Origin of the sequence: Bacillus sp. Brlt_9, assembly GCF_051948935.1 — a bacterium.
Taxonomy (GTDB): domain Bacteria; phylum Bacillota; class Bacilli; order Bacillales; family Bacillaceae_G; genus Bacillus_A.
The window spans coordinates 333,466-353,173 of sequence record NZ_JAYJLO010000004.1; the positions used below are offsets into that span (position 1 = coordinate 333,466).

The 19,708-nt window shown below is 34.4% G+C and carries 22 protein-coding genes and 1 other annotated feature; of the genes, 6 read left to right on the forward strand and 16 right to left on the reverse strand.

Translation table 11 applies throughout. From position 1 onward, the window contains the following. Positions 1–18: 18 nt before the first annotated feature. From VF726_RS18195 to VF726_RS18205, 3 genes are all read right to left on the reverse strand, one after another. The gene (locus VF726_RS18195) at positions 19–1,677 is read right to left on the reverse strand and encodes a putative ABC transporter permease subunit (RefSeq protein ID WP_440170841.1); all 1,659 of its coding nucleotides are present in this window, start codon (positions 1,675–1,677) and stop codon (positions 19–21) included. Beyond that, positions 1,670–2,395: an ABC transporter ATP-binding protein gene (locus VF726_RS18200; protein WP_000570195.1), complete on the reverse strand. Its 726-nt coding sequence runs from the start codon at positions 2,393–2,395 to the stop codon at positions 1,670–1,672. The genes VF726_RS18195 and VF726_RS18200 overlap by 8 nt, the downstream gene beginning before the upstream one ends. A gap of 89 nt (positions 2,396–2,484) precedes the next feature. After that, positions 2,485–2,679 (reverse strand): hypothetical protein, encoded by a 195-nt coding sequence (locus VF726_RS18205; RefSeq protein ID WP_063220914.1) that lies wholly within the window; start codon positions 2,677–2,679, stop codon positions 2,485–2,487. A gap of 179 nt (positions 2,680–2,858) precedes the next feature. On the opposite strand from VF726_RS18205, the gene VF726_RS18210 reads away from it, so the two are divergent. Both VF726_RS18210 and VF726_RS18215 read left to right on the forward strand, forming a co-directional pair. Beyond that, positions 2,859–3,218: a DUF3796 domain-containing protein gene (locus tag VF726_RS18210; RefSeq protein ID WP_440170845.1), complete on the forward strand. Its 360-nt coding sequence runs from the start codon at positions 2,859–2,861 to the stop codon at positions 3,216–3,218. Continuing rightward, positions 3,206–3,406, forward strand: a complete 201-nt coding sequence (locus tag VF726_RS18215) for a helix-turn-helix transcriptional regulator (protein WP_098095092.1) — start codon at positions 3,206–3,208, stop codon at positions 3,404–3,406. Before VF726_RS18210 ends, VF726_RS18215 begins: the two co-directional genes overlap by 13 nt. Positions 3,407–3,464: 58 nt before the next feature. Here the strand turns inward: VF726_RS18215 and VF726_RS18220 are convergent, their stop codons facing one another. Then, positions 3,465–4,427 carry a tubby C-terminal domain-like protein gene (locus tag VF726_RS18220; RefSeq protein ID WP_440170847.1) on the reverse strand — a complete coding sequence of 321 codons (963 nt, stop codon included), beginning with the start codon at positions 4,425–4,427 and terminating at the stop codon, positions 3,465–3,467. Positions 4,428–4,599: 172 nt separating this feature from the next. Further along, on the reverse strand, positions 4,600–5,310 hold the full coding sequence (locus VF726_RS18225; RefSeq protein ID WP_440170850.1) for a YjjG family noncanonical pyrimidine nucleotidase: 711 nt from the start codon (positions 5,308–5,310) through the stop codon (positions 4,600–4,602). Positions 5,311–5,628: 318 nt separating this feature from the next. On the opposite strand from VF726_RS18225, the gene VF726_RS18230 reads away from it, so the two are divergent. Then, a complete protein-coding gene (locus tag VF726_RS18230) occupies positions 5,629–6,054 on the forward strand; it encodes a DUF1648 domain-containing protein (protein ID WP_000464975.1) in 426 nt (141 codons plus the stop codon). A gap of 37 nt (positions 6,055–6,091) precedes the next feature. On the opposite strand, the gene VF726_RS18235 is transcribed toward VF726_RS18230, so the two are convergent. Together VF726_RS18235 and VF726_RS18240 are read right to left on the reverse strand one after the other, a co-directional pair. After that, on the reverse strand, positions 6,092–7,114 hold the full coding sequence (locus VF726_RS18235) for a tyrosine-protein phosphatase (RefSeq protein ID WP_440170852.1): 1,023 nt from the start codon (positions 7,112–7,114) through the stop codon (positions 6,092–6,094). 175 nt (positions 7,115–7,289) lie between these two features. Continuing rightward, entirely contained in the window at positions 7,290–8,012 is a 723-nt protein-coding gene (locus VF726_RS18240) for a GNAT family N-acetyltransferase (protein WP_440170855.1), read from the reverse strand. A gap of 123 nt (positions 8,013–8,135) precedes the next feature. Between VF726_RS18240 and VF726_RS18245 the strand changes: the two genes are divergently transcribed. After that, complete coding sequence (locus VF726_RS18245; protein WP_440170858.1) at positions 8,136–8,975, forward strand: DUF2785 domain-containing protein; 840 nt, start codon at positions 8,136–8,138, stop codon at positions 8,973–8,975. An 18-nt stretch (positions 8,976–8,993) separates the two neighbouring features. Next, complete coding sequence (locus tag VF726_RS18250; protein ID WP_440170860.1) at positions 8,994–9,443, forward strand: NUDIX hydrolase; 450 nt, start codon at positions 8,994–8,996, stop codon at positions 9,441–9,443. Positions 9,444–9,507: 64 nt separating this feature from the next. On the opposite strand, the gene VF726_RS18255 is transcribed toward VF726_RS18250, so the two are convergent. From VF726_RS18255 to VF726_RS18290, 8 genes are all read right to left on the reverse strand, one after another. Next, the gene (locus VF726_RS18255) at positions 9,508–9,888 is read right to left on the reverse strand and encodes a VOC family protein (protein WP_440170863.1); all 381 of its coding nucleotides are present in this window, start codon (positions 9,886–9,888) and stop codon (positions 9,508–9,510) included. A gap of 61 nt (positions 9,889–9,949) precedes the next feature. After that, on the reverse strand, positions 9,950–10,978 hold the full coding sequence (locus VF726_RS18260) for an ROK family protein (protein ID WP_440170865.1): 1,029 nt from the start codon (positions 10,976–10,978) through the stop codon (positions 9,950–9,952). Between the two features lie 122 nt (positions 10,979–11,100). After that, positions 11,101–12,294, reverse strand: a complete 1,194-nt coding sequence (locus VF726_RS18265; protein WP_440170868.1) for an MFS transporter — start codon at positions 12,292–12,294, stop codon at positions 11,101–11,103. A gap of 56 nt (positions 12,295–12,350) precedes the next feature. Beyond that, positions 12,351–12,914 (reverse strand): maltose O-acetyltransferase, encoded by a 564-nt coding sequence (locus VF726_RS18270; RefSeq protein ID WP_440170870.1) that lies wholly within the window; start codon positions 12,912–12,914, stop codon positions 12,351–12,353. 359 nt (positions 12,915–13,273) lie between these two features. Next, positions 13,274–15,763 (reverse strand): ABC transporter permease, encoded by a 2,490-nt coding sequence (locus VF726_RS18275; RefSeq protein WP_440170873.1) that lies wholly within the window; start codon positions 15,761–15,763, stop codon positions 13,274–13,276. After that, positions 15,760–16,518 carry an ABC transporter ATP-binding protein gene (locus VF726_RS18280; protein ID WP_440170876.1) on the reverse strand — a complete coding sequence of 253 codons (759 nt, stop codon included), beginning with the start codon at positions 16,516–16,518 and terminating at the stop codon, positions 15,760–15,762. Before VF726_RS18280 ends, VF726_RS18275 begins: the two co-directional genes overlap by 4 nt. Beyond that, positions 16,511–16,660, reverse strand: a complete 150-nt coding sequence (locus VF726_RS18285; RefSeq protein WP_440170878.1) for a hypothetical protein — start codon at positions 16,658–16,660, stop codon at positions 16,511–16,513. The genes VF726_RS18280 and VF726_RS18285 overlap by 8 nt, the downstream gene beginning before the upstream one ends. A gap of 76 nt (positions 16,661–16,736) precedes the next feature. Further along, complete coding sequence (locus VF726_RS18290) at positions 16,737–17,774, reverse strand: tryptophan--tRNA ligase (RefSeq protein WP_440170880.1); 1,038 nt, start codon at positions 17,772–17,774, stop codon at positions 16,737–16,739. A gap of 5 nt (positions 17,775–17,779) precedes the next feature. Next, positions 17,780–17,988: a binding site (T-box leader), on the reverse strand. A gap of 152 nt (positions 17,989–18,140) precedes the next feature. Here VF726_RS18290 and VF726_RS18295 point away from each other — a divergent pair. After that, positions 18,141–18,452: a hypothetical protein gene (locus tag VF726_RS18295; RefSeq protein WP_440170882.1), complete on the forward strand. Its 312-nt coding sequence runs from the start codon at positions 18,141–18,143 to the stop codon at positions 18,450–18,452. Between the two features lie 74 nt (positions 18,453–18,526). Here VF726_RS18295 and VF726_RS18300 read toward each other — a convergent pair whose 3' ends face one another. After that, complete coding sequence (locus VF726_RS18300) at positions 18,527–19,648, reverse strand: AI-2E family transporter (RefSeq protein WP_440170885.1); 1,122 nt, start codon at positions 19,646–19,648, stop codon at positions 18,527–18,529. Positions 19,649–19,708: the final 60 nt, after the last annotated feature.

Here is a 19,708-nt window from a genome sequence, read left to right on the forward strand (position 1 = left end):
TACAGAGGATCTATCTATTTATTCAATATTTGACAATATACGTTCTGCACCTAATTTTAAAATTTTAATGAAGATATAATTTACAATCGTAAACATTACAAATAAAACGATAAACATAACCCACAGTCCTACTTGAAGGAAGAAGTATAATAAACTTACTCCCGCTACAATAACTAAAGCTATAAAGATATTAGCTAAAAAATTCCACAATGTTGTATAGCGGCTCTTAAATAATTTCTGCTCTGTATCCCAATGTATATCTGCAGTTTGTGCATCCCAGCGTGTACCGATTAAATTAATTAACAATAATCCGTTCGCACTTAGTAAAAACCACAGTAACATGAATACAGGCGAAATCCCAGCTACAACCGCCATCGTAATACCGAATACTGCTAAAATAATCACATTAATTAACCAAGCCGTTATCGCTTTCGCAAAAAAGATATCCGAAGCTTTTACAGGTAAATAACGATTCACAAACCAAGAGCTTCCATCACGTGAAAATGATGTTGTCGCGATGACGTTACTTCCCATTAAAAATAGCGATGCACAAAGGCCAACACCAATTGCAAGACCTGCTGATTTTGGGTTATCAATATACCCTGTAATCCACTTTAAATTCCCATCTTGCACGAATAAAACGAAGAACAACATAATCGGCATAACGAAAGTTTGTACGATACAATTTAAGAAAAATTGTGGTGTACGGAATAACGTTTTAAATTCTTTTTTCACATACGCTTTTAAATGTGAACTTTGTACCGTTGATTTCTGTAACCCTTCTGCTGAAATGATCTCTTTTTTTGCTGTACTCGTTGAAAGTCCAATTATCCCTTTTAAATATGTACGCTCTGCAATGTAATAAAACGACACAAAAAATACAAATGAAATAAGTGCAAAGATGATTACGTTTAAAGGACCCTTCCAATTTGCATTTTCTACTAATGCCACTGCTCCGAAATATGTAGTTGGAAAATAGTTTGTCATTTGTACTAGAAGAGAAGATTCGTTGTTCGCTAGGTAATTCATGATTGCATCTTCAGAAAACGAACTTTTATTTTTCCACTGCAAAAATACGTTAATTCCTACAATAAATAGTATACTTACGATTCCAATAAATATATTTCCTCGGTCTTTATTTTTCGCTATATTTGTATACCTCATAATAACTGTCATCAGTAACGAAGCTAGTACTAACGGCACAATTGGGAAGAGTAAGTAAATAAAAATCATATATATGTAATATGTAATAAACGCGCCACTTTTTAAACCGTACGTAATAAAGATTGGTAATAAAATAAATGAACTCATTACGTATTGTGTAATTAATACCGTTAAAAATTTCGCCGAAATAATTTGTGCTGGTTTTAATGGTAATGGCAACAACATTTCAATGTCATTACTATAGTAAAATACAGTTAAAATGTTCGTTATACTCATTAAAAATACCCATATACTCGCAATCGCAAGTCCCATTGCGATAATCATTCCTGGATCTTGCCCTAAATGTATCATTCCCTCATACATTGCATGCGTGATAGAACCAAACAGTAAAAAGCCGACAAATAAAATAGCTGCAAATGAAAATACATACGCCCATCGCTTCTTCTTATCTGCTATAAAATCTGCATAATTTAATTTCAATAATACTTTCGTTAACGTCCAAATTTTACTCATTGCCCGTCATCTCCAAGAACATTTTTTCAAGTGATTCATTGGATTTAAAATGATCTCTCATTTCATCTAAATTCCCTTTGAACTGAAGGTTTCCCTTATTAATAATCGCGACGCGGTCACATAATTTTTCTGCCACTTCTAATACGTGTGTAGAGAAGAATACAATCTTTCCTTTATCCGCATGTTCTCTCATCATTTCTTTTAAAATATATGCAGATTTCGGATCAAGCCCAGTTAACGGTTCATCTAAAATCCATACATCTGGCTCATGCACGAGCACACCAATAATAACAATCTTTTGTCTCATACCGTGCGAGTAACTTTGAATTTGATCCGATAACGCATTGTAAAGATCAAATTTCTTCGCTAAGGACTCAATTCGTTCTTGTCGTACTTCTTTTGGCACTTCATACATATCTGCCATAAAGTTTAAATATTCAATTCCCTTTAATCGTAAAAACATATCTGGGCTATCTGGAACATAACCAAACGTCCTTTTCGCTTCCATCGGATTTTTCATAATATCTATACCGTTAATCGTAATCGTCCCTTTGTCCACCCCATGAATGCCAGTAATCATCTTAATTGTCGTTGATTTACCCGCACCATTCGGCCCTAAAAATCCAAAAATTTCTCCGCTAGGCACTGATAAACTTAAATCTTTTACTGCATAGGTAGACCCATTATAACTTTTTGACACATTCGTAATTTCAATCATTCCATCCAATCCTTTCCTTAATTACCAAATAACTATATTAATATTATAGCATACTTCTATTTTTAGATTTTTATATTTTTTCAGTTTTTTCAACCTTTAAAATAAATATACAAGCCCAATCCAACAATCAAAACGACAGCTAGTAAAATATAGATCATCGTCAGCCGTTTAATATTCCCTTTTGTCGCTTTACTATAATTCGCATCACCATTTCGCCCAATTAACACCGTAGCCACTACAGTAATCACTACAAGTAATACAACGATCATAATCCAAGTTAGCATACCTTCCTCCCCCTCCTCACAACCATTTTACAATATTATCCTCTTTATTTCGCAGTATATTTCCTCTTTTTACTATTATTATGAAAAGAATTGGAAAACTATTATTACTATACATTTTTACATGTGATATATTTATAACATAACGTGAATTATTTCTAACATTGCAAGGAGGACCTATTATGAAAACAACTTGGATTAAATATTTAGGGTTTCTCGGTTTCTTTGGATTCCTCGGCTTTTTTTACGACAAGGGATTGTTTACTATGTTCTGTTTCTTCTCCTTTTTCACAACGTATAGAACGGTTCAACACGATGAACTGTTTGAACAAATCGTCAATAAATCGTGCCGCAATGCATTTATCGTTACGTTACTAACTACCGCTATCATTTTGTTTATTGAAATGCTGTTTCCAAACCCGGGGCTACAAGAGATTGATATCGCTCTTATTTTCGGCACACTCATTCTTACGTTCGGCTTCTCTATGTTCTTTTACGATAAACCAGTTGATGAAATGGAAGATGCGCCATGGCGTTCGTAACGAAAATAAAAGAATACCGCGCCAAGTTGAATATGACACAAGAAGATTTAGCGAAAACTGTGGGCGTGCGCCGTGAAACGATTAGCCATCTCGAAAAAGGTAAATATAATCCTTCCTTACAACTCGCTCACGATATAGCGAAGGCTCTTCATAGTACGATTGATGAGATTTTTATTTTTGAGGATTAATAAAAAATACCGGCATTCTTTTCACAAAGAATACCGGTATTTTTCATTTATACAACTATCACCCATACAAAATCGCATGAAATACGCCTAATAGTAAGTATTGATCTTCTATATAATCCTCATCATACACATTCATCTCAATATCATACATATCTTCCCCAAGACGAATATTCCAATCTGCGATTACATAGCCTTTTCTTAATAACTTTCCAAGCCCAATTGGAGTTTTGTGAACAACATATTCTTCTCTCTTATATGTAAAGGTAAATAGGAAATTTGCATCTAATAACTTTCCGTCACATACAAGTATTTCATGCTCTGCATCATTATGATCGATGTACGTTACTAAAATCCTTCTTTGGCGCTGCCTACTTATATCCTTTGCAATGACGCGAATATTGTCCTTACTATCCTTTATTTCATACATGATATTACTACCGACTTTCGGAATAAAGTCTAGCACTTTCATCAACGTATTTTTATAATAGCCCCGTACTGCGCCTACTCTTTCACTTTCATTGTAAACTTCTATCGACGTCGTATCCGCTTTACTATCACACAGTCGTTTATAAGAAAGCTGCATCATTCGCTCTCCTCGTAAGTACTGATCAAACGTCACGGGATATTCTATCGCGCGCAGTTCCTTATTTAGCTCATATAAATAACGCCCAACGCTCTCTACTAATGTCGTAGTAGAGATACTCTCCTGAATTTCAAATTGTTGCCAACTGGAATAAATCTTCCACTGATCGTCCTCTTCATAGAAGAATCTGAGAATGACTTCATCACGTTCAGGCGTTTCATAATTCATCTGTTCGTTCTGCCCATGCTGCACTTGTTCCATCCACTGTCCTAAATAAATGCCGATCTCTGCGACCTTCATGCACGACTTCTGGAACAGTACGCTGTCACCGACAAGAATCGTTAAATCCCCTTCAATAAAGCCATTTGCATAAGCGGTATACCGTGGCTCATCCTTGTGCGGAATACTCTTGTCTAACTCAAATAAAAACGTTAACATCTTTCACTCACCTCTAGTTGTTACACCGATCGTACCTATAAATTGAACGCAACTCAAATTATATCAGCGATTTTTCCAATATATCGATCGTAACTCAAATTATATCAGCGATTTTTTCGATATATCGACGATTCGACAAAGAATATCGACTTACCGACAAATATCGCCGCAATTAAAATGAAACTACCTTTTCTTCCGCCACTTCTACAAGTTCTAAAATTTGTAGCAGACTCTCCACTTCATAAGTCGGCTTAACAACTTCCCTATTTTCTTTCAAACTGGGATTATACCAACACGTATCAATGCCGTAATCTTCTCCGCCTTTCATGTCAGAAGTTAGCGAGTCTCCAACCATTAGTACACTAGATTTATCCGTAATCCCAAACTTTTCAAACGCATAATCAAAAATCTCACGTGCTGGTTTTTGATGACCAACCTCTTCTGAAATAATAATATGATCAAAGAAATTACATAAAGGCGAATTTCCAATTCTAGATTGTTGCACCTTCGTATATCCATTTGTAATAATACCTAACTTACAATCTTGTAGATTTTCACATAATTGCACTGCACCTTCTATAAGGTGTACTTCTTTCCCTAAGTTTTCAAGGTATGCATCACTAAATTGCTGTGCATCTACTTCTATATTATGAAGGGCAAATAATTGTCTAAATCGATCTACCGCTAATTCACTTAGCGTAATCATTTTATTTTCTAAATCTCTCCATAATCCATTACTAATTTCTTTATAACTTGCAAGATAATCATTATACCCTGTAGGCATCCCGAACTGTACAAACGCGTTATGTAATGCGTTTCTTTCCGTTTCAGGAAAATCTAATAATGTATCGTCTACGTCGAATAATATAACTTTATATTTCATTATGCTCTCCTCAACTAGTACGTTATTTACAACTTGTATTTTCTCATTAATTGCCTCTTAAGTCGAACTTTTTCCCTTTACGAATAGGAACTGTACAGAGAATTTAAAGTTACTCTAAGGCACACGAGTTATGTTATTCGAAAATAATTAATTGTGAAAATACTATAAATTTGAGATAATTTGGATAATGAACCGATTTTAAAAAGGGAATACAGGAATAGAAAGGGGCGGAAAGACATAGTAAATTCGTGGGAAAGACCTAAAATAAAAATCCCAAAAACAAAAAGTGAATGGGTTGGAGATATTATTGGATATTCATTGTTCTTTGGATCCATCATTTTTTTGATTATCATATGGGGAAGATTGCCCGAGGAAGTGCCCGCACATTATAACGCATATGGAGCTGTAGATCGTTGGGGATCAAAGTGGGAGCTTTTACTTCTACCAGGAATAGGAGCATTCATACTCCTTCTCATGCAGACTTTAGAAAAGTTTCCAGAAGTTCATAACTACCCAAAAAGATTTAATGAATCAAATGCGAAGCAGTTTTATTTAAACAGCAGAAAAATGCTTAATCAATTAAAAAATGTCTGTTTACTTATTTTTGCTTTCATCCAATTTGAAACAATTTCGATAGCGCTAGATTGGAGCGGCGGTTTTGGAAAATTATTTTTACCGATATTATTAATCGGGACAGCTATTCCAATTATTATAGGAATAATAAGGCAACGAAAAATTTCATAATAGAAACAGGAGGCTAATCCAATTAGCCTCCCCCTCATTATTTATCCTCTAGCAATAACACTTTCATTTCCTCTAACGACTCTTTCGTAAAGCCAAGTGCTTTTTCAGCATACGCTTCAACTGAACCGTATTGCTTTTTCACTTCATCAATTGCAGCTTGTAAATATTCAGCGCGTGCTTCAAACATTGCACCTAATATTGCTCTGCTTTCGTCGTTTTGTAATTTTGCACCTAAAAAGGCCATCATTTTTTCATTTAACTTTTCACGGAAACCGTTACTTAGTAAGTAGTCTTCCATTACTGTTTTTTCCGGTACACCTAGTAAAAGTAATAACAGTGCCGATCCAAATCCAGTACGGTCTTTTCCAGCTGTACAGTGGTTGACTAACGGTAAGTTTTCCGGGTTTTGCGCTAAGTTTAAGAAGCTCACGAACGCTTCATTACCACTTACGAAATCTTGATTCATTTTCACAAGGTACTCACCTGGTTTCCCTAACATAGAAAGGTCACCAACTTGGAAAAATTCATTTATGTTTAAGTCTTTTGCTAAGTCTTGCATAACTGGTAAGCACACTTGACGAGCACCTGTAATCTCTGGATTCGGCTTATGCTTCACTTCAAAGTCTGTACGATAGTCACAAATTAACTTTAAGCCAGACTTTTGTAAATAGTCGATATCCCACTCTGTTAGTCCTGCTAATTCTTCAGAACGGTACAGCTTGCCCCATTTTACTTTACGGCCTTCAGTCGTCTCATATCCTCCCATATCACGGAAGTTAAACGCGCCTTGTAATGGCAATCTACGCTCAGCTACTGTCACTGCTTGTCCATTACTTCCTACTAGTCTAAAATATGGACGCTCATTTTCACTCGGATTTTCAATTGTACATGATGATTCTCCATTTACCGTTGCAAGTAATTCTCCGGTTTCTTCAATATGATCTGGTGAAGTACTCCAATAAATACGAACTTCTTCTATATTATTTTCCCACTTTATATATAGTGTATTGTCTTCATTTCTTTCTACAGTCGCTTGTAACCAATTTCTTTGCTGCTCCATTCTTTCACCAACGCTTTCTCTTATAATCGAATCTTTCTCTATTGTATTATAGGGATATCTACTTTGTCGTTCTCATTTTTCTTTTTATCTTACAAATAGGCAAGTAGTTCTTTTACTTGTTCAAAATTTGTACACGGATTCCCGTTAAACAAGTTCAAGAACCTTTTTCATCTTCCTAAAACACCCTCACATATCGCTCAGTACAACTCAGCAACTGACATCCGTTCTTTTCAAAAACATCCTTCATCCACTCATTTTGTACATTTGTCTCACCAATATAATAAGATGCACCTATTTCTTTTAAGACAAACATTGCTCCCGTAAAGAATGCTACTTCATACCCTTTATTTCGCATATTTGGAGTGACTGCAAAATACATGAGTTTTCCTTCTTCTAACGTGCCACTCTCAATATGCGGGATTACAACTCCTATCGGCTCTTCACCTACACTCGCTGTTAAACAATGCTCTTTCCATTGCTCACCAATTTCTTGCAACATCATATTTACAAATTGATCATAATCGATTTGTTCTTCCGTCACTTCATTCCACAGTGAGTAAAAAACGTCTTCGCCAATCTCTTCAATCAGCTTAAAATCAATCTCACTTTCTACATCTTCTACTTCATATATATCCTTAAATACAATTATGTTTTCAGTAACATATTCAAATGAATACGTTTCGAAGCATTTCTTATACACATCATAATTTGGGCTTTTTGAAGAAATCTCAAAATGTAAGTATTCTATTCCTTCTTTTTCAGCCTCAGCAACGCAATATTGCATCATTTCCTTTAATTGCTCTTCTGTAAAAGACTCTGCATTATTTTCTTTTATCATGATAGAAGAAGCGTTTCTTCTTATTTTAAAATGTTTTTCTAACTGTTCTATAGTCATCATATACTTCCCTCATCTATGTCATACTCGAATTTCTACTTGTTATCCTTGCATGAGCAGGATTGTCCTTGAATATATAGAATACTAGAAAACATCGCATCTTTAAAGTGCGGAGGAGGTTCTCCATTGGATATTACAGCGCTGCAACAACAGTTAGAGCTTATACAACAAAATGACTATACGCAACTGCAACATATAGATATGAATGAGTTAACACTCAATATGCTTCAGCATATCGGAACGACTGATAGTTACGTTCGTTACCAACTTATATATAAATGTTTTGCACATTTCATTCATCATGAATTCCTTATGGATGATCAGCTGAAATTACTTTTACAAACTTGTTTAAGTGATGAGTATTTACATTGTGACATCTACTCCCCACATACAGATGGGGTTTTCACACGTTCTTACACTGTTTCGTTACTTGCATTAATACTCCAATTCGCTAACTCGCACTACTTTTTTACAGAGGAGGATATCGAAGAAATAAAAAACAAACTCATTACATACACAAACTTAGAAACGGATTTTCGAGGCTATATTGAAAATAAAGGATGGGCCCATTGTCTTGCCCACGTATCTGATGCCTTTACTGAAATTGTTCACAATTCCTATACGACTTTTGAGTGGTACGAAGAATTAATTCATTGTTTATTAAATAAAATCTTCATTCCATCTGACCTTTTTCATAATAATGAAGATGAACGAATTGTTACGCCGTTATTATCGATGCTATATCATGACTTCCCGCAAGATGAGTTAATTTCCATTATTCATAAAAAAATAAAAAGGCTTCCTCAAATTAGAAAACGCCTTTCGCTAAACGAGTATTGTATTTTATGTGCCAACATTAAAACCTTTTTACGCACATTATTTTTTAGAACGAAAGATGATCATAACTTAGCATTTACAGCACGGAAAACAGAAAGAATGTTAAAAGAACTTCCTAACTATTATTAAAATATAAGGAGAACCACTATGGGTTATATTGAAGACATAAGAAATCTAATAGGCAATCAACCACTTATTTTAATCGGTTCACACGCCATTATATTAAATGAGAAAAATGAAATATTACTGCAGCTCCGTACAGATTTTAACCGTTGGGGCATTATTGGCGGCGCCTTAGAATATAACGAAACGTTAGAAGACGCTTTAAAACGAGAAGTATATGAAGAAACGGGACTTATCATTAAAAATCCAGAACTATTCCGTACATACTCAGGACCTGATTTCTTTCAAATCTATCCAAACGGCGATCAAGTACACGGTGTACTCGTTGTTTATATTTGCCGTGAATTCAACGGTGAACTTGTATGCGACCAAACGGAATCGAAAGAACTGTGCTTTTTTCCGCTTGAAGAGTTACCTAGTAATCTTCCTTCTGTTATTGAGAGGATTATTAAGGAGTTTCAGCACTTCAATTAAAAAACATTACATATTAAAACACCCTCATTTCCCGTCATGATAACGCGAAATGAGGGTGTTTATGTTAGATTGTTATCTCAATCTGATTTCCTTCCGGGTCACTTACTACACTTTCATAGTAACCATCCCCTGTAGTACGTGGGCCGTTTAACACAGGGTATCCTGCTTCTCTTAATGTATTAGTTAATTCGTTCACCTTTTCTTTACTACCTACAGAAAAAGCAATATGTGCATATCCTATTGTTTGTGTTTGTAGTACATCATCTATCCCTACCTGCTTCATAAGTTCTAGACGTGCACCACCTTCAAAAGTTATAAAATAAGATTCAAACTGCTTTTTCGGATTATGATATAAGCTATTTTCCTCACCGCCGAAGTACTGCTTATAGAAATCACGCATGGCTTCTAAATCATTCACCCAAATTGCTACATGTTCAATTTTCATAATCGACACCTTTTCCTTTATGTTATTCAACTAAGAATCGGATACTTCATTGCCAGTACATTTAATTTTCTTTATTTGTTTTAGTAATCATAAGATCAAGTCCAAGGCTTTTTAATCCATATAAATAATCTTCTTTCCAGTCGCTCACTGTTATTTTTGGAATATGTTCTGCCGGAATGTACTGCGGACAGCTTTTTACAATTTGATCTATTACAAATTGGTTCACTTCATCATCACAGAAAATAAAGGCATGAGGATTAATAATAGCTATAAATGTCGATATTAAACGGGTCATAGCATCTATATGATATTCCTCTGGATTATTCGAATCTTCACTTCTCAAAGCTTGTAAGAAATTTTTATTATCATACTGCGGAACGAAAGATATCTCTCCTGAGAAAAAAGTACTTCCTCTTACGACATCTCCATTAATCATAATACCTGCACCTGGACCATTTTGACCTGAATACAAATATACAAGAGAGGAATTATCATAGTTTCCAGTGTTTTTATAATAACCAAGCACTGCGGCATTCATATCGTTTTCTATTACTACTGGTATAGAAAACTGTTCCTCCAAATGACTTTTCAAATTAAAATTTTGGAACTTTTCATATCCAGGAATATAAAAAATACGACCATTATCAACCGAACCAGGCACACCAATTGATATAGAGCTTATTTTCGGGAATGTAGCGATAAGACCTTCAATATGTTTAGATAATAGATTTACGCCCGTATCAATTAACATACTTGAAGTACTTCCTTGTTCTTTCACTTCACCTAAACAGTTAAAAACTGTATAGTTCGTCTCATTTTTCTCTAAAAATATTGCTAAACCTAACATATATTCTGGATTATATTCATATCGTTTCGCTCTTCTTCCGCCACTTGAATCATCTAAACCGGCTAAAGTGACTTCACCATCTTGTTTCATTTTTTCTATAAATTTACTTATCGTTGGAAAACTAATTTCTAATGTATTACTAAGCTCAACTTTCGTTGCACTACCTCGCTCTAGAAGAACTTTACGAATGCCGCGAAGGATCGTCTCTTTAATCGATTTTTGAGTAACAAATTGTTCACTCAAATCGCTCACCACCTTAATCAACATACTTATTAAACACTTTTAATAAGTTGCGTTGACAATATATCATACATCATTTTCTAAAGCAATAGAGATGATATATTTCTACTAGCGGCACTCCGCATTTAACTCGATGCATTCTCTCTCGTAACAGACGATACAATCCCAGACAAGATAACAAATAATAAAACAGCTAGCAAAGCATTACGTATTCCGAATGCTTCTCCAAGTATCCCTAAAAATGGTGGTCCGACTAAAAACGCTGTAAAACCGATGATAGAAACTGTAGCAACATTAGAAGTCGCATTTTCACTGTCATCTCCAGCAGCAGAAAGCCCAATTGGGAAACCTAGCGCGGCACCAATCCCCCACAGTAATACACCAACCGCTAGAAAATACGAATTACTCCCAAATATGACGATTGAAATTCCTATCATCGCCATCATAATCGTAGCACGCATAACAGCGACACGACCGAAGCGATCAAGGAAATAACTACTACACATACGAGCTAACGTCATTGCCAATACAAAAACAGTATACATAATAGAACCTGTCACTACACTTTGCTCATGTCCGTCTACCATCACGATAGGCAGCCAATCGTTAGCACTCCCTTCTGCAAATGCCATTCCAAGCACGAAAAGACCAAGTAGAAGCACCTTTTTTTCCATCCGTAAGGACGTACGCTTCGCTTTCTTTTCGTTCCGCGATTTCTCCTTCTTTCCTGTTCCATGCGGAAGAAAACGATACAACATACATACAAGTAATACAAACACGACCGAAATCGCCAGGAACTGATACAGAATCGGCATATGAAGCGAGATGGCAGCAGAACCACTGAGCGCGCCTACTAAAGTTCCTATACTAAAAAAGCCATGGAATTTTGGAAGAAGAGTTGTTCCTAATTTCTGCTCAATAGCAGCACCTTCTACATTTAGTGCGACTTCTGCTAATCCATATCCTACTCCAAATACTAGTAAGCTACTAAAAGCCCCTATGCTAGAAGCAAAATAAATATTTATACCTAAACTAATTAATCCAACAATTATAAAAAACATACTGCCTATAATAACGTCCCTAGCTCCCTTACAGTCAATAAAATGACTTGCACTCAGTAAACCAATTATTGAACCGATAGATAATCCGAACAATATCCAGCCCATTTCTGCATTTGAAACTGCTAAAATATCTCGAGTAGCTGCTGTTCTAGAAATCCACGTAGCAAACGCGACACCTGGCAAAGCAAATAAGAGGAATAGAGCGTTTCTAGAGGCAAGTAGCGTCTTTGTATCATTCTCCGCAAAATCTTTCTTCATATGAAACACCTTCCAAATTGTCTATACGATAATTTACACTCTAATGAAAACACCTTTTATTCTTCTATCGTTTTAATAATTTTAGCTGGGTTACCTCCAACTACTACATTATTAGGTACATCTTTTATCACAACTGCCCCAGAGGCAATTACGACATTATCTCCAATTGAAATACCAGGGTTAATAATAGCGCCCCCGCCAACCCAAACATTGTTACCAATCTTTACCGGTTTCCCATATTCTTTGCCAGAATTCCGCTCTACCGGGTGCAAAGGATGCGTAGCAGTATAAATGTGAACTCCAGGTGCAAACATACAATTATCACCGATTCGCACTTCACAAACGTCTAAAATCACACAATTAAAATTTGCGAAAAAGCTCTTTCCAACGTGAATATTGTAGCCGTAATCACAACGAAAATCAGGATTAATGTGAGTTTTCCCGTCAGCTGAAGAACCTAAAAGCTGGTTTAGTAACGTAAAACGCAACTCATCTCCTGTCTCCATCGCCTCGTTATAAAGGCGTGTTAACCGTTTTGCCTCCACCCTATCAGCCACTAATTCTTCGTCATCCGCAATATACATTTCTCCCGCTAACATCTTTTCTTTCTCTGTTTTCATACAATCCTCTCCTTTTCTACTATATGGGATACACTTATTAAACACCTTTAATAAGTGACTTTCATTATACTTATTAAACGAGTTTAATAAGTATCCCTATATTAGCATATTTTTTCATATATGCAACTAATAAGTTTAAAAAAGAAATGCAAACGCCTTACTTCACCTAATAATATTACTTAGTGGCATTTAACTAATATAATGCATTATACATTGTTTTTCATTAAAACCGTTGAGACTCATCATCACATAAAATCCCCTCCTTTAGGCGCTATTGGGCACACCAATATGCAAATCAATCGTTAATAAAAAAGAGGTTGACCCAAAAGTAGCTAAATAGCTACTTGGGTTAACCTCTTTTATTTATTATCTTTATTTAACTCTTCTACAATGTCCTTTTTTCCTATTCTATTAGCAAAAGGGATAAAAATAATAAGAACTATTCCGAACATCCCCGCTACTACCGTTACGATAAGTTTGAAATCAAAAAATAAAGGTGTACGATCTATTATACTTACCATATAGGTTAATAATATTCCTATAAAAGCCCCTAGTACGACTCCAATAAGTACATATAAATTAACTTGCGTCAAAATAATTTGTACAATCCCTTTTTTCTTAACTGTTATTGCTCGTAAAATAGCAAACTCTTTTCTTTTAGATTGAATATTATTTATAAGTGTATTACATACCCCTAATGTCACACTAAACAAAATTACTACAATAACAACAATGAAGATGGACCACCTTTGCTGAAACATTAAATTAGATTGCTTTAACGATTGAGTGTAACTACTTATTTTTAATTGTGGATATTGGCCTTTTACTTTCTTTAATTGCTCCATCGTCTCTTTCTCATTATTTGAACTAATAAATGCACGCTCAAAAACTGTATAATCTTGTTTATATGTTACATTACTCCAATCCATAAGCACCGAAGGCGAATTCGGTAGCTCATTAACAATTAATCCGATTTCTACCTTACTAGTTGGTCTAACCTTTTGTTCCTGTTCTGAAAATAGCCCTAATTGAACGATATCACCTTCATGAAGTTTATATCGCCCCGCTAACTCTTCTGTAACAATTATACTATTCTCCAAATTTGCAGGTACTTCTGGCAGTAATCCTTGCTTTTCCATTTCCTTTAAATCACCTAAATTATAGTCAAAAGTAATATATTTTTCACCTTGCTTTAATTCTGCCAGTGAGTTCGTACTAATTGTACTTGCTCCTTTTACACTACTTATTTCTTTAAATATATTTTGTATATGAGATGAGGTAATCGTTGAATCATTAGTCAAACGATTTTCCACAACAATATGTGTTGGAAATTCTCGTTTTAAATATCTTTCATTATTTTTTTGCATCGTTTTAAATATGGTGGAGCCGAAGACAACTATCACCATCATTGTACTTATCATTAAGATAACAAATGTATTTTTCCTTACTTGTGGAATTACATTTTTAATAGCAACAAATGTATTCCTTCCAAATATTTTTTTCATCATAGGTAGACTTACTATTAATATCGAAGAAAGATAAGTGGGAAATAAAATATACACTCCTAAAACAAGAAATATAGACCCTATTACTATCAATATCGCCTGCGTATCTCCCGTATTTGCTACAAAGCCACCTAAAATAGTTAAAAAGATACTACTAATTAAAAGGAATTTCCCCATCATACTGCGTGTTTTTTTATTAGAAAAATCGGATTCTTCATTTTCGTGCATAAGCTTTACTGGCAATATTTTCGAACTTCTGTATGAAGGATATAACATAAACAGTTCAATAAAAAAGATACTACAAATCATTGTTACAATTGCTACTTCATAGTCGAAACCCATTGAATTCATTTGAAAAGCAAATAAATGCTCTAGCCAACTTTGTAAAAAACGGTTACTTATTATAGCTAGTAACAAACCGAATACTCCACCAAAAAAATTAATTACACTACATTGAATAAATATAACTTTAAACATTTGTTTCGTCGTTGCTCCCATTGATCGCATAATAGCAAATTGACTTTTATATTTATATAAAAACACTTCAAAATTAGACATCAATAATAACGCAGTAATAATAAGTATTAATATAGATAAAACGATTATAAAAATATGTAATGACGCTAAGTTACTTTTTAAAAACTCGTCTTCCTCCGCAATATCGATCCTTAATTCTTTGTCTATTTTATGAATTTGACTGGATAACGCTAGTACATCCGCATTCGTTTTCGCTTTTATCAACACATAAGTAGCCTCATTGTGTTTACCTGTTTTTTCATATACGTGCTGTTTCACTGCACCTTCCGATAAAATGAGTATATCTGGAGCTGAACCTCCAGCTTCTATATCAGGTAACACTTCTTTTACTACATATGATTTATTTTCTATTTCAATCTTTCCCCCAACTTTCACTTGTAAAGTTTCCGCTAATCCATGATTTAATGTTACTTCCTCATTTGATAAATTTTTAGAAAAGTGATATCGACTTTTAGATAACGAATCATTTTGAACACCTACTGTATAAATAGCTGCATTCAATGTATTCACTTGCAAATGATTTACGAATACTTTTGACATATATTCAATATTTTCTTGTTTCTTAATATTTTGTAATAAAAATCTATCCATCAATTTATTTTGATCAGGGTTATATCCAACAGATAAATCCATATCTCCATATAATTTTTTAACTTCATTTATAACAGACTGCTTCGCATGACTCGAAAATACAATCATCGTAACAATTAGAGAAACAGCCAACATAACGCTAACTATAGAGGAAATAGCAGTATATTTATTTGTCTTAAAAAAGCGTAAACTTAATCCTCGTACTGATTTTATCATTTTGATTTCTCCATTAATTTTTTAAATTTATCTAAAATGATATTCATATCATTTACTCCATGGGAACACGTATAATCATCAACAATTTCTCCATCATGAAAAAAGAGAACCCGATCTGCATACGTAGCAATGTGAGGATCATGAGTAACAAGAATCATACTTTGATTGAATCTTTGTTTCATATCGACTAGTACTCGTAAAATATCATTAGACGTATTGAAATCTAAATTTCCAGTAGGTTCATCTGCAAGAACAATTGGAGGAGATGTTATTAACGCCCTACCAATTGCAACACGTTGTTGTTGTCCCCCAGAAAGCTGAACTGGTCGATGATTTCTCCAATTTACTAAACCAAGAACATCTAATATTTTATTTGTTTTTTCTCGTATCTCTTCTTCTGAATCGACTGATAATATGAGAGGTAATGCAATATTTTCTTCTACAGATAAATCCTTTAATAAATGAAATGACTGAAATATAAATCCTATGTTATCCCGCCTGTACTCCGTCGCATATGGTTCAACAAACATATTTTTAGTGACTTCACCATTTACATATACGACTCCCTCATCAGGTTTGTCTAAAGCACCAAGTATGTTAAGTAATGTACTCTTCCCAGACCCACTTGTTCCCATTACGGCAAGGAGTTCTCCTTTATTTAACTCCAAAGATACATTTTGTAAGGCTCTAACATTTGTATCTACACTCTCATAAGTCTTACTTAAACCTTGAACTGCTAACACAATTTCACTCATCTTTATTCACCTCAATATGATTAAATGTTATTTCCTCCATCAGATTAACTTGAATTAAAATTTTTTCTTTTAAATTACTAGGTGGTACAATTTCTGTTCCTAATTGAACTAGCAACATTTTTAATTCGAGAATTGTGACCATTTCTATCCCTCCCTCAATCTATATTGGTAACAAATTTAAATTTCGTTCGATTTTTTATAAAAAAATAAGGGAACGCTCAGCATTCCCTCTCAAATCCAATCCGTTTCTTTATTTCTGCTAAATTTACCTTCGCGATTTCTCTTGCCCTTCCAGCACCTCTTTCTAACGCTTCATATAATAAATTTGGCTCATTCATATACATAGCGTATTTCTCGCGCGGTCCGGCTAATTCGCGGTCTACAACGCGAAACAACTCTTTTTTCACATCGCCCCATCCAATGCCAGTTTCATATTTTTCACACATCGACTGTATTTCATCTTCCGTCGCAAATTCTTTATAAATCGTAAACAACGTTTCTAGTTCTTTCTGTTCATTCGGAAGTGAGGAGTCTGTTTTGATTTTAAATATTAACTTTCGTAGTTTTTCTTGTTCTGCAAATAATGGAATCACATTTCCGTAACTTTTACTCATCTTCCTTCCATCAAGACCAGGTAAAATGGCACCTTCTTCTTGTATGACATACTCCGGAAGCGTAAATGTCGTGCCGAATGTATGATTAAAATACGCCGCAATATCACGCGCGATTTCAATATGCTGAATTTGATCTTTCCCGACTGGTACATGAGTAGCTTGAAATAATAATATGTCAGCTGCCATTAAAATCGGGTACGTATATAATCCCATATTCACTCCCGCATCTACCTCTAAACCTGCTTCTTTATTTTGCTCCACCTTCGCTTTATACGCATGAGCACGGTTCATAAGACCTTTCGGAGTTAGGCAAGCTAATATCCAAGCTAGTTCTAGAATCTCTGGTACTTCTGTTTGCCGATAAAAAATAACATCTTTACTAAGTCCGAGCGATAACCAAGTAGCGGCTACCTCTTTCGTATAACTACTAAACTGACTTGGATCATGTACAGCATTTAACGCATGATAATCAGCTATGAAATACAATGCTTTTCCTTGATTCTTCTTTGACATTTGCAATGCTGGTTTAATCGCCCCAATATAATTCCCTAAATGCGGATAACCTGTCGGCTTAATCCCTGTTAACATTATTTTTTCACTCAACCTAACCCCTCCTTTCTCAAAATAAAAAGAGCCCCTCATCCTTAAAAAAGGACGAGAGACTCCCGCGGTACCACCTTAATTAGCTATCATTAATAGCTCACTTCAACTTCTTAACGTGAAGTAACCGTCTTTGCCTACTCATTTCAGCTAGAAGCTCCAGAGCCCATTCCATATTCATCCCTTACTGATTTCCACCACACATCAGCTCTCTAAAAAGTTTTGAATATGTACTCTTCTCTTTCATTGCTTTTGATTATTTTTTACAGTTTATCACATTTCTCTATTATCTAAAACTGAATTTTCTTTTTTTGTTAGGTTTTAACAATATTGATTACCAATTTATTACGAACGATATATAATCAATATATATAGAATCGATTTGCAATACAAAAACGAGGTGATGTTATGGGTTGGTTTACTAAAAAGAATGACGGAAAGATTGATACGTTTAATAACGATGATAAAACGCAAGATGATACTTTAGGGGTCATTATACATTTCACACCTGTCGCTATATATGTATACACTTGCGATGAGTACATTGAAACATTTGACGGTGCACTCACTTTTGAAAATGAACACGGAAATCAAGTAGAAATCGGGGGTACTTTCATTTCTCTTGAAGTAGATGCTAATTTTCACATGGACGATTTAATATTTGATTATAAACTAAAAGAAAGCAATCTACCTATTGTTGAATTAAAAGCCTACGCATAAGATAAATTTATTTACTATAACAAGAGTATAAATGAAAAAGAGCTAAAACAGTTTTATCTGTTTTAGCTCTTTTTTTACGTATTCAACTTAACAAATCTATAACTATGCGTTACTAACACTTTTAATATCGCATACCCTGGAATCGCTAAAATTATCCCCATAATTCCAAATAAATTTCCGGCAGTTAAAATGATAAATATAATTGTAATTGGATGAATATCTAACTTTTTCCCCATAACTTGCGGAGAAATAAATTTACCTTCTGCTAATTGTACGACCATCATTACAATAATTACTTTTAACACCATTGCTGGCGAGTCAATAAATGCGATAATTAATGCTGGTGTAATTGCAATAATTGGTCCTACGTACGGAACGATATTTACAATCATCGCTAAAATAGCAAGTAGTACCGCATATTTAATACCAATAATCAGGTAACCGATTAATAACATAATACCAATAAACAAGCTAACGATAATTTGCCCTCTAATATACGAGCTAATCGCATAATGCATATCATCTAGTATTCTCATCGCTGCTGGTTGTCTTTGTTCTGAAATAAACTTTAAGAAATGATTCGGTAATTGCTCACCATCTTTTAAAAGATAGAACAATATAAATGGAACCATTACAAACGTTAAAACGACCTCTGTAACAGTACTTAAAAATCCAGTCACATTTCCTGTTACTGATGATAACGACTTCGTAAAATCAACTGTGTAGTCTTTTACCATACTCGCTACATCGATATTTAAATTCTCCTGGATTTTGCTTAGTACATTACTTTCCCCAAATCTACGTGCCGCTCGTTCAATTTCATGACCGAAATACGGTAAGTTATCTATTAATGCATCAATTTGATCTTTAATAATCGGAATAACTGTTACGACTAAAAATACAAATAATCCCAGTACTATTATATATATAGAAGCTATTGATACGATTCTTGAAACACCTTTCTTTTCTAAAAGTGAAACGAATGGATGCAAAATATAAAATAGTACACCCGCTAATAATACGGGGAAGAAAATTGTTTTTAAAAAGACGATAAACGGAGTAAACACAAAAGAAATTTTCGTTAACAGTAATATGTTAATAAACAATAACGCAAAACCAAGTAACACCGCTAAATAATTGTGCTCTCTAAAAAACTTTTTCAACTTATCTCTTTTTCTTATATTTACTTTCTCCAATGAAACCACCTCTTCGAATGATGAAAAGCCCTTATTCAGGGCTTCTCATCATAATCTATA

Bases quoted from the DNA above. Each gene is read 5' to 3' on its own strand.
- VF726_RS18195 (WP_440170841.1), bottom strand. From the start codon at position 1,677: ATGAGTAAAATTTGGACGTTAACGAAAGTATTATTGAAATTAAATTAT.
- VF726_RS18200 (WP_000570195.1), bottom strand. From the start codon at position 2,395: ATGATTGAAATTACGAATGTGTCAAAAAGTTATAATGGGTCTACCTAT.
- VF726_RS18205 (WP_063220914.1), bottom strand. From the start codon at position 2,679: ATGCTAACTTGGATTATGATCGTTGTATTACTTGTAGTGATTACTGTA.
- VF726_RS18210 (WP_440170845.1), top strand. From the start codon at position 2,859: ATGAAAACAACTTGGATTAAATATTTAGGGTTTCTCGGTTTCTTTGGA.
- VF726_RS18215 (WP_098095092.1), top strand. From the start codon at position 3,206: ATGGCGTTCGTAACGAAAATAAAAGAATACCGCGCCAAGTTGAATATG.
- VF726_RS18220 (WP_440170847.1), bottom strand. From the start codon at position 4,427: ATGTTAACGTTTTTATTTGAGTTAGACAAGAGTATTCCGCACAAGGAT.
- VF726_RS18225 (WP_440170850.1), bottom strand. From the start codon at position 5,310: ATGAAATATAAAGTTATATTATTCGACGTAGACGATACATTATTAGAT.
- VF726_RS18235 (WP_440170852.1), bottom strand. From the start codon at position 7,114: ATGGAGCAGCAAAGAAATTGGTTACAAGCGACTGTAGAAAGAAATGAA.
- VF726_RS18240 (WP_440170855.1), bottom strand. From the start codon at position 8,012: ATGATGACTATAGAACAGTTAGAAAAACATTTTAAAATAAGAAGAAAC.
- VF726_RS18250 (WP_440170860.1), top strand. From the start codon at position 8,994: ATGGGTTATATTGAAGACATAAGAAATCTAATAGGCAATCAACCACTT.
- VF726_RS18255 (WP_440170863.1), bottom strand. From the start codon at position 9,888: ATGAAAATTGAACATGTAGCAATTTGGGTGAATGATTTAGAAGCCATG.
- VF726_RS18265 (WP_440170868.1), bottom strand. From the start codon at position 12,294: ATGAAGAAAGATTTTGCGGAGAATGATACAAAGACGCTACTTGCCTCT.
- VF726_RS18270 (WP_440170870.1), bottom strand. From the start codon at position 12,914: ATGAAAACAGAGAAAGAAAAGATGTTAGCGGGAGAAATGTATATTGCG.
- VF726_RS18275 (WP_440170873.1), bottom strand. From the start codon at position 15,763: ATGATAAAATCAGTACGAGGATTAAGTTTACGCTTTTTTAAGACAAAT.
- VF726_RS18280 (WP_440170876.1), bottom strand. From the start codon at position 16,518: ATGAGTGAAATTGTGTTAGCAGTTCAAGGTTTAAGTAAGACTTATGAG.
- VF726_RS18285 (WP_440170878.1), bottom strand. From the start codon at position 16,660: ATGGTCACAATTCTCGAATTAAAAATGTTGCTAGTTCAATTAGGAACA.
- VF726_RS18290 (WP_440170880.1), bottom strand. From the start codon at position 17,774: ATGAGGGGCTCTTTTTATTTTGAGAAAGGAGGGGTTAGGTTGAGTGAA.
- VF726_RS18295 (WP_440170882.1), top strand. From the start codon at position 18,141: ATGGGTTGGTTTACTAAAAAGAATGACGGAAAGATTGATACGTTTAAT.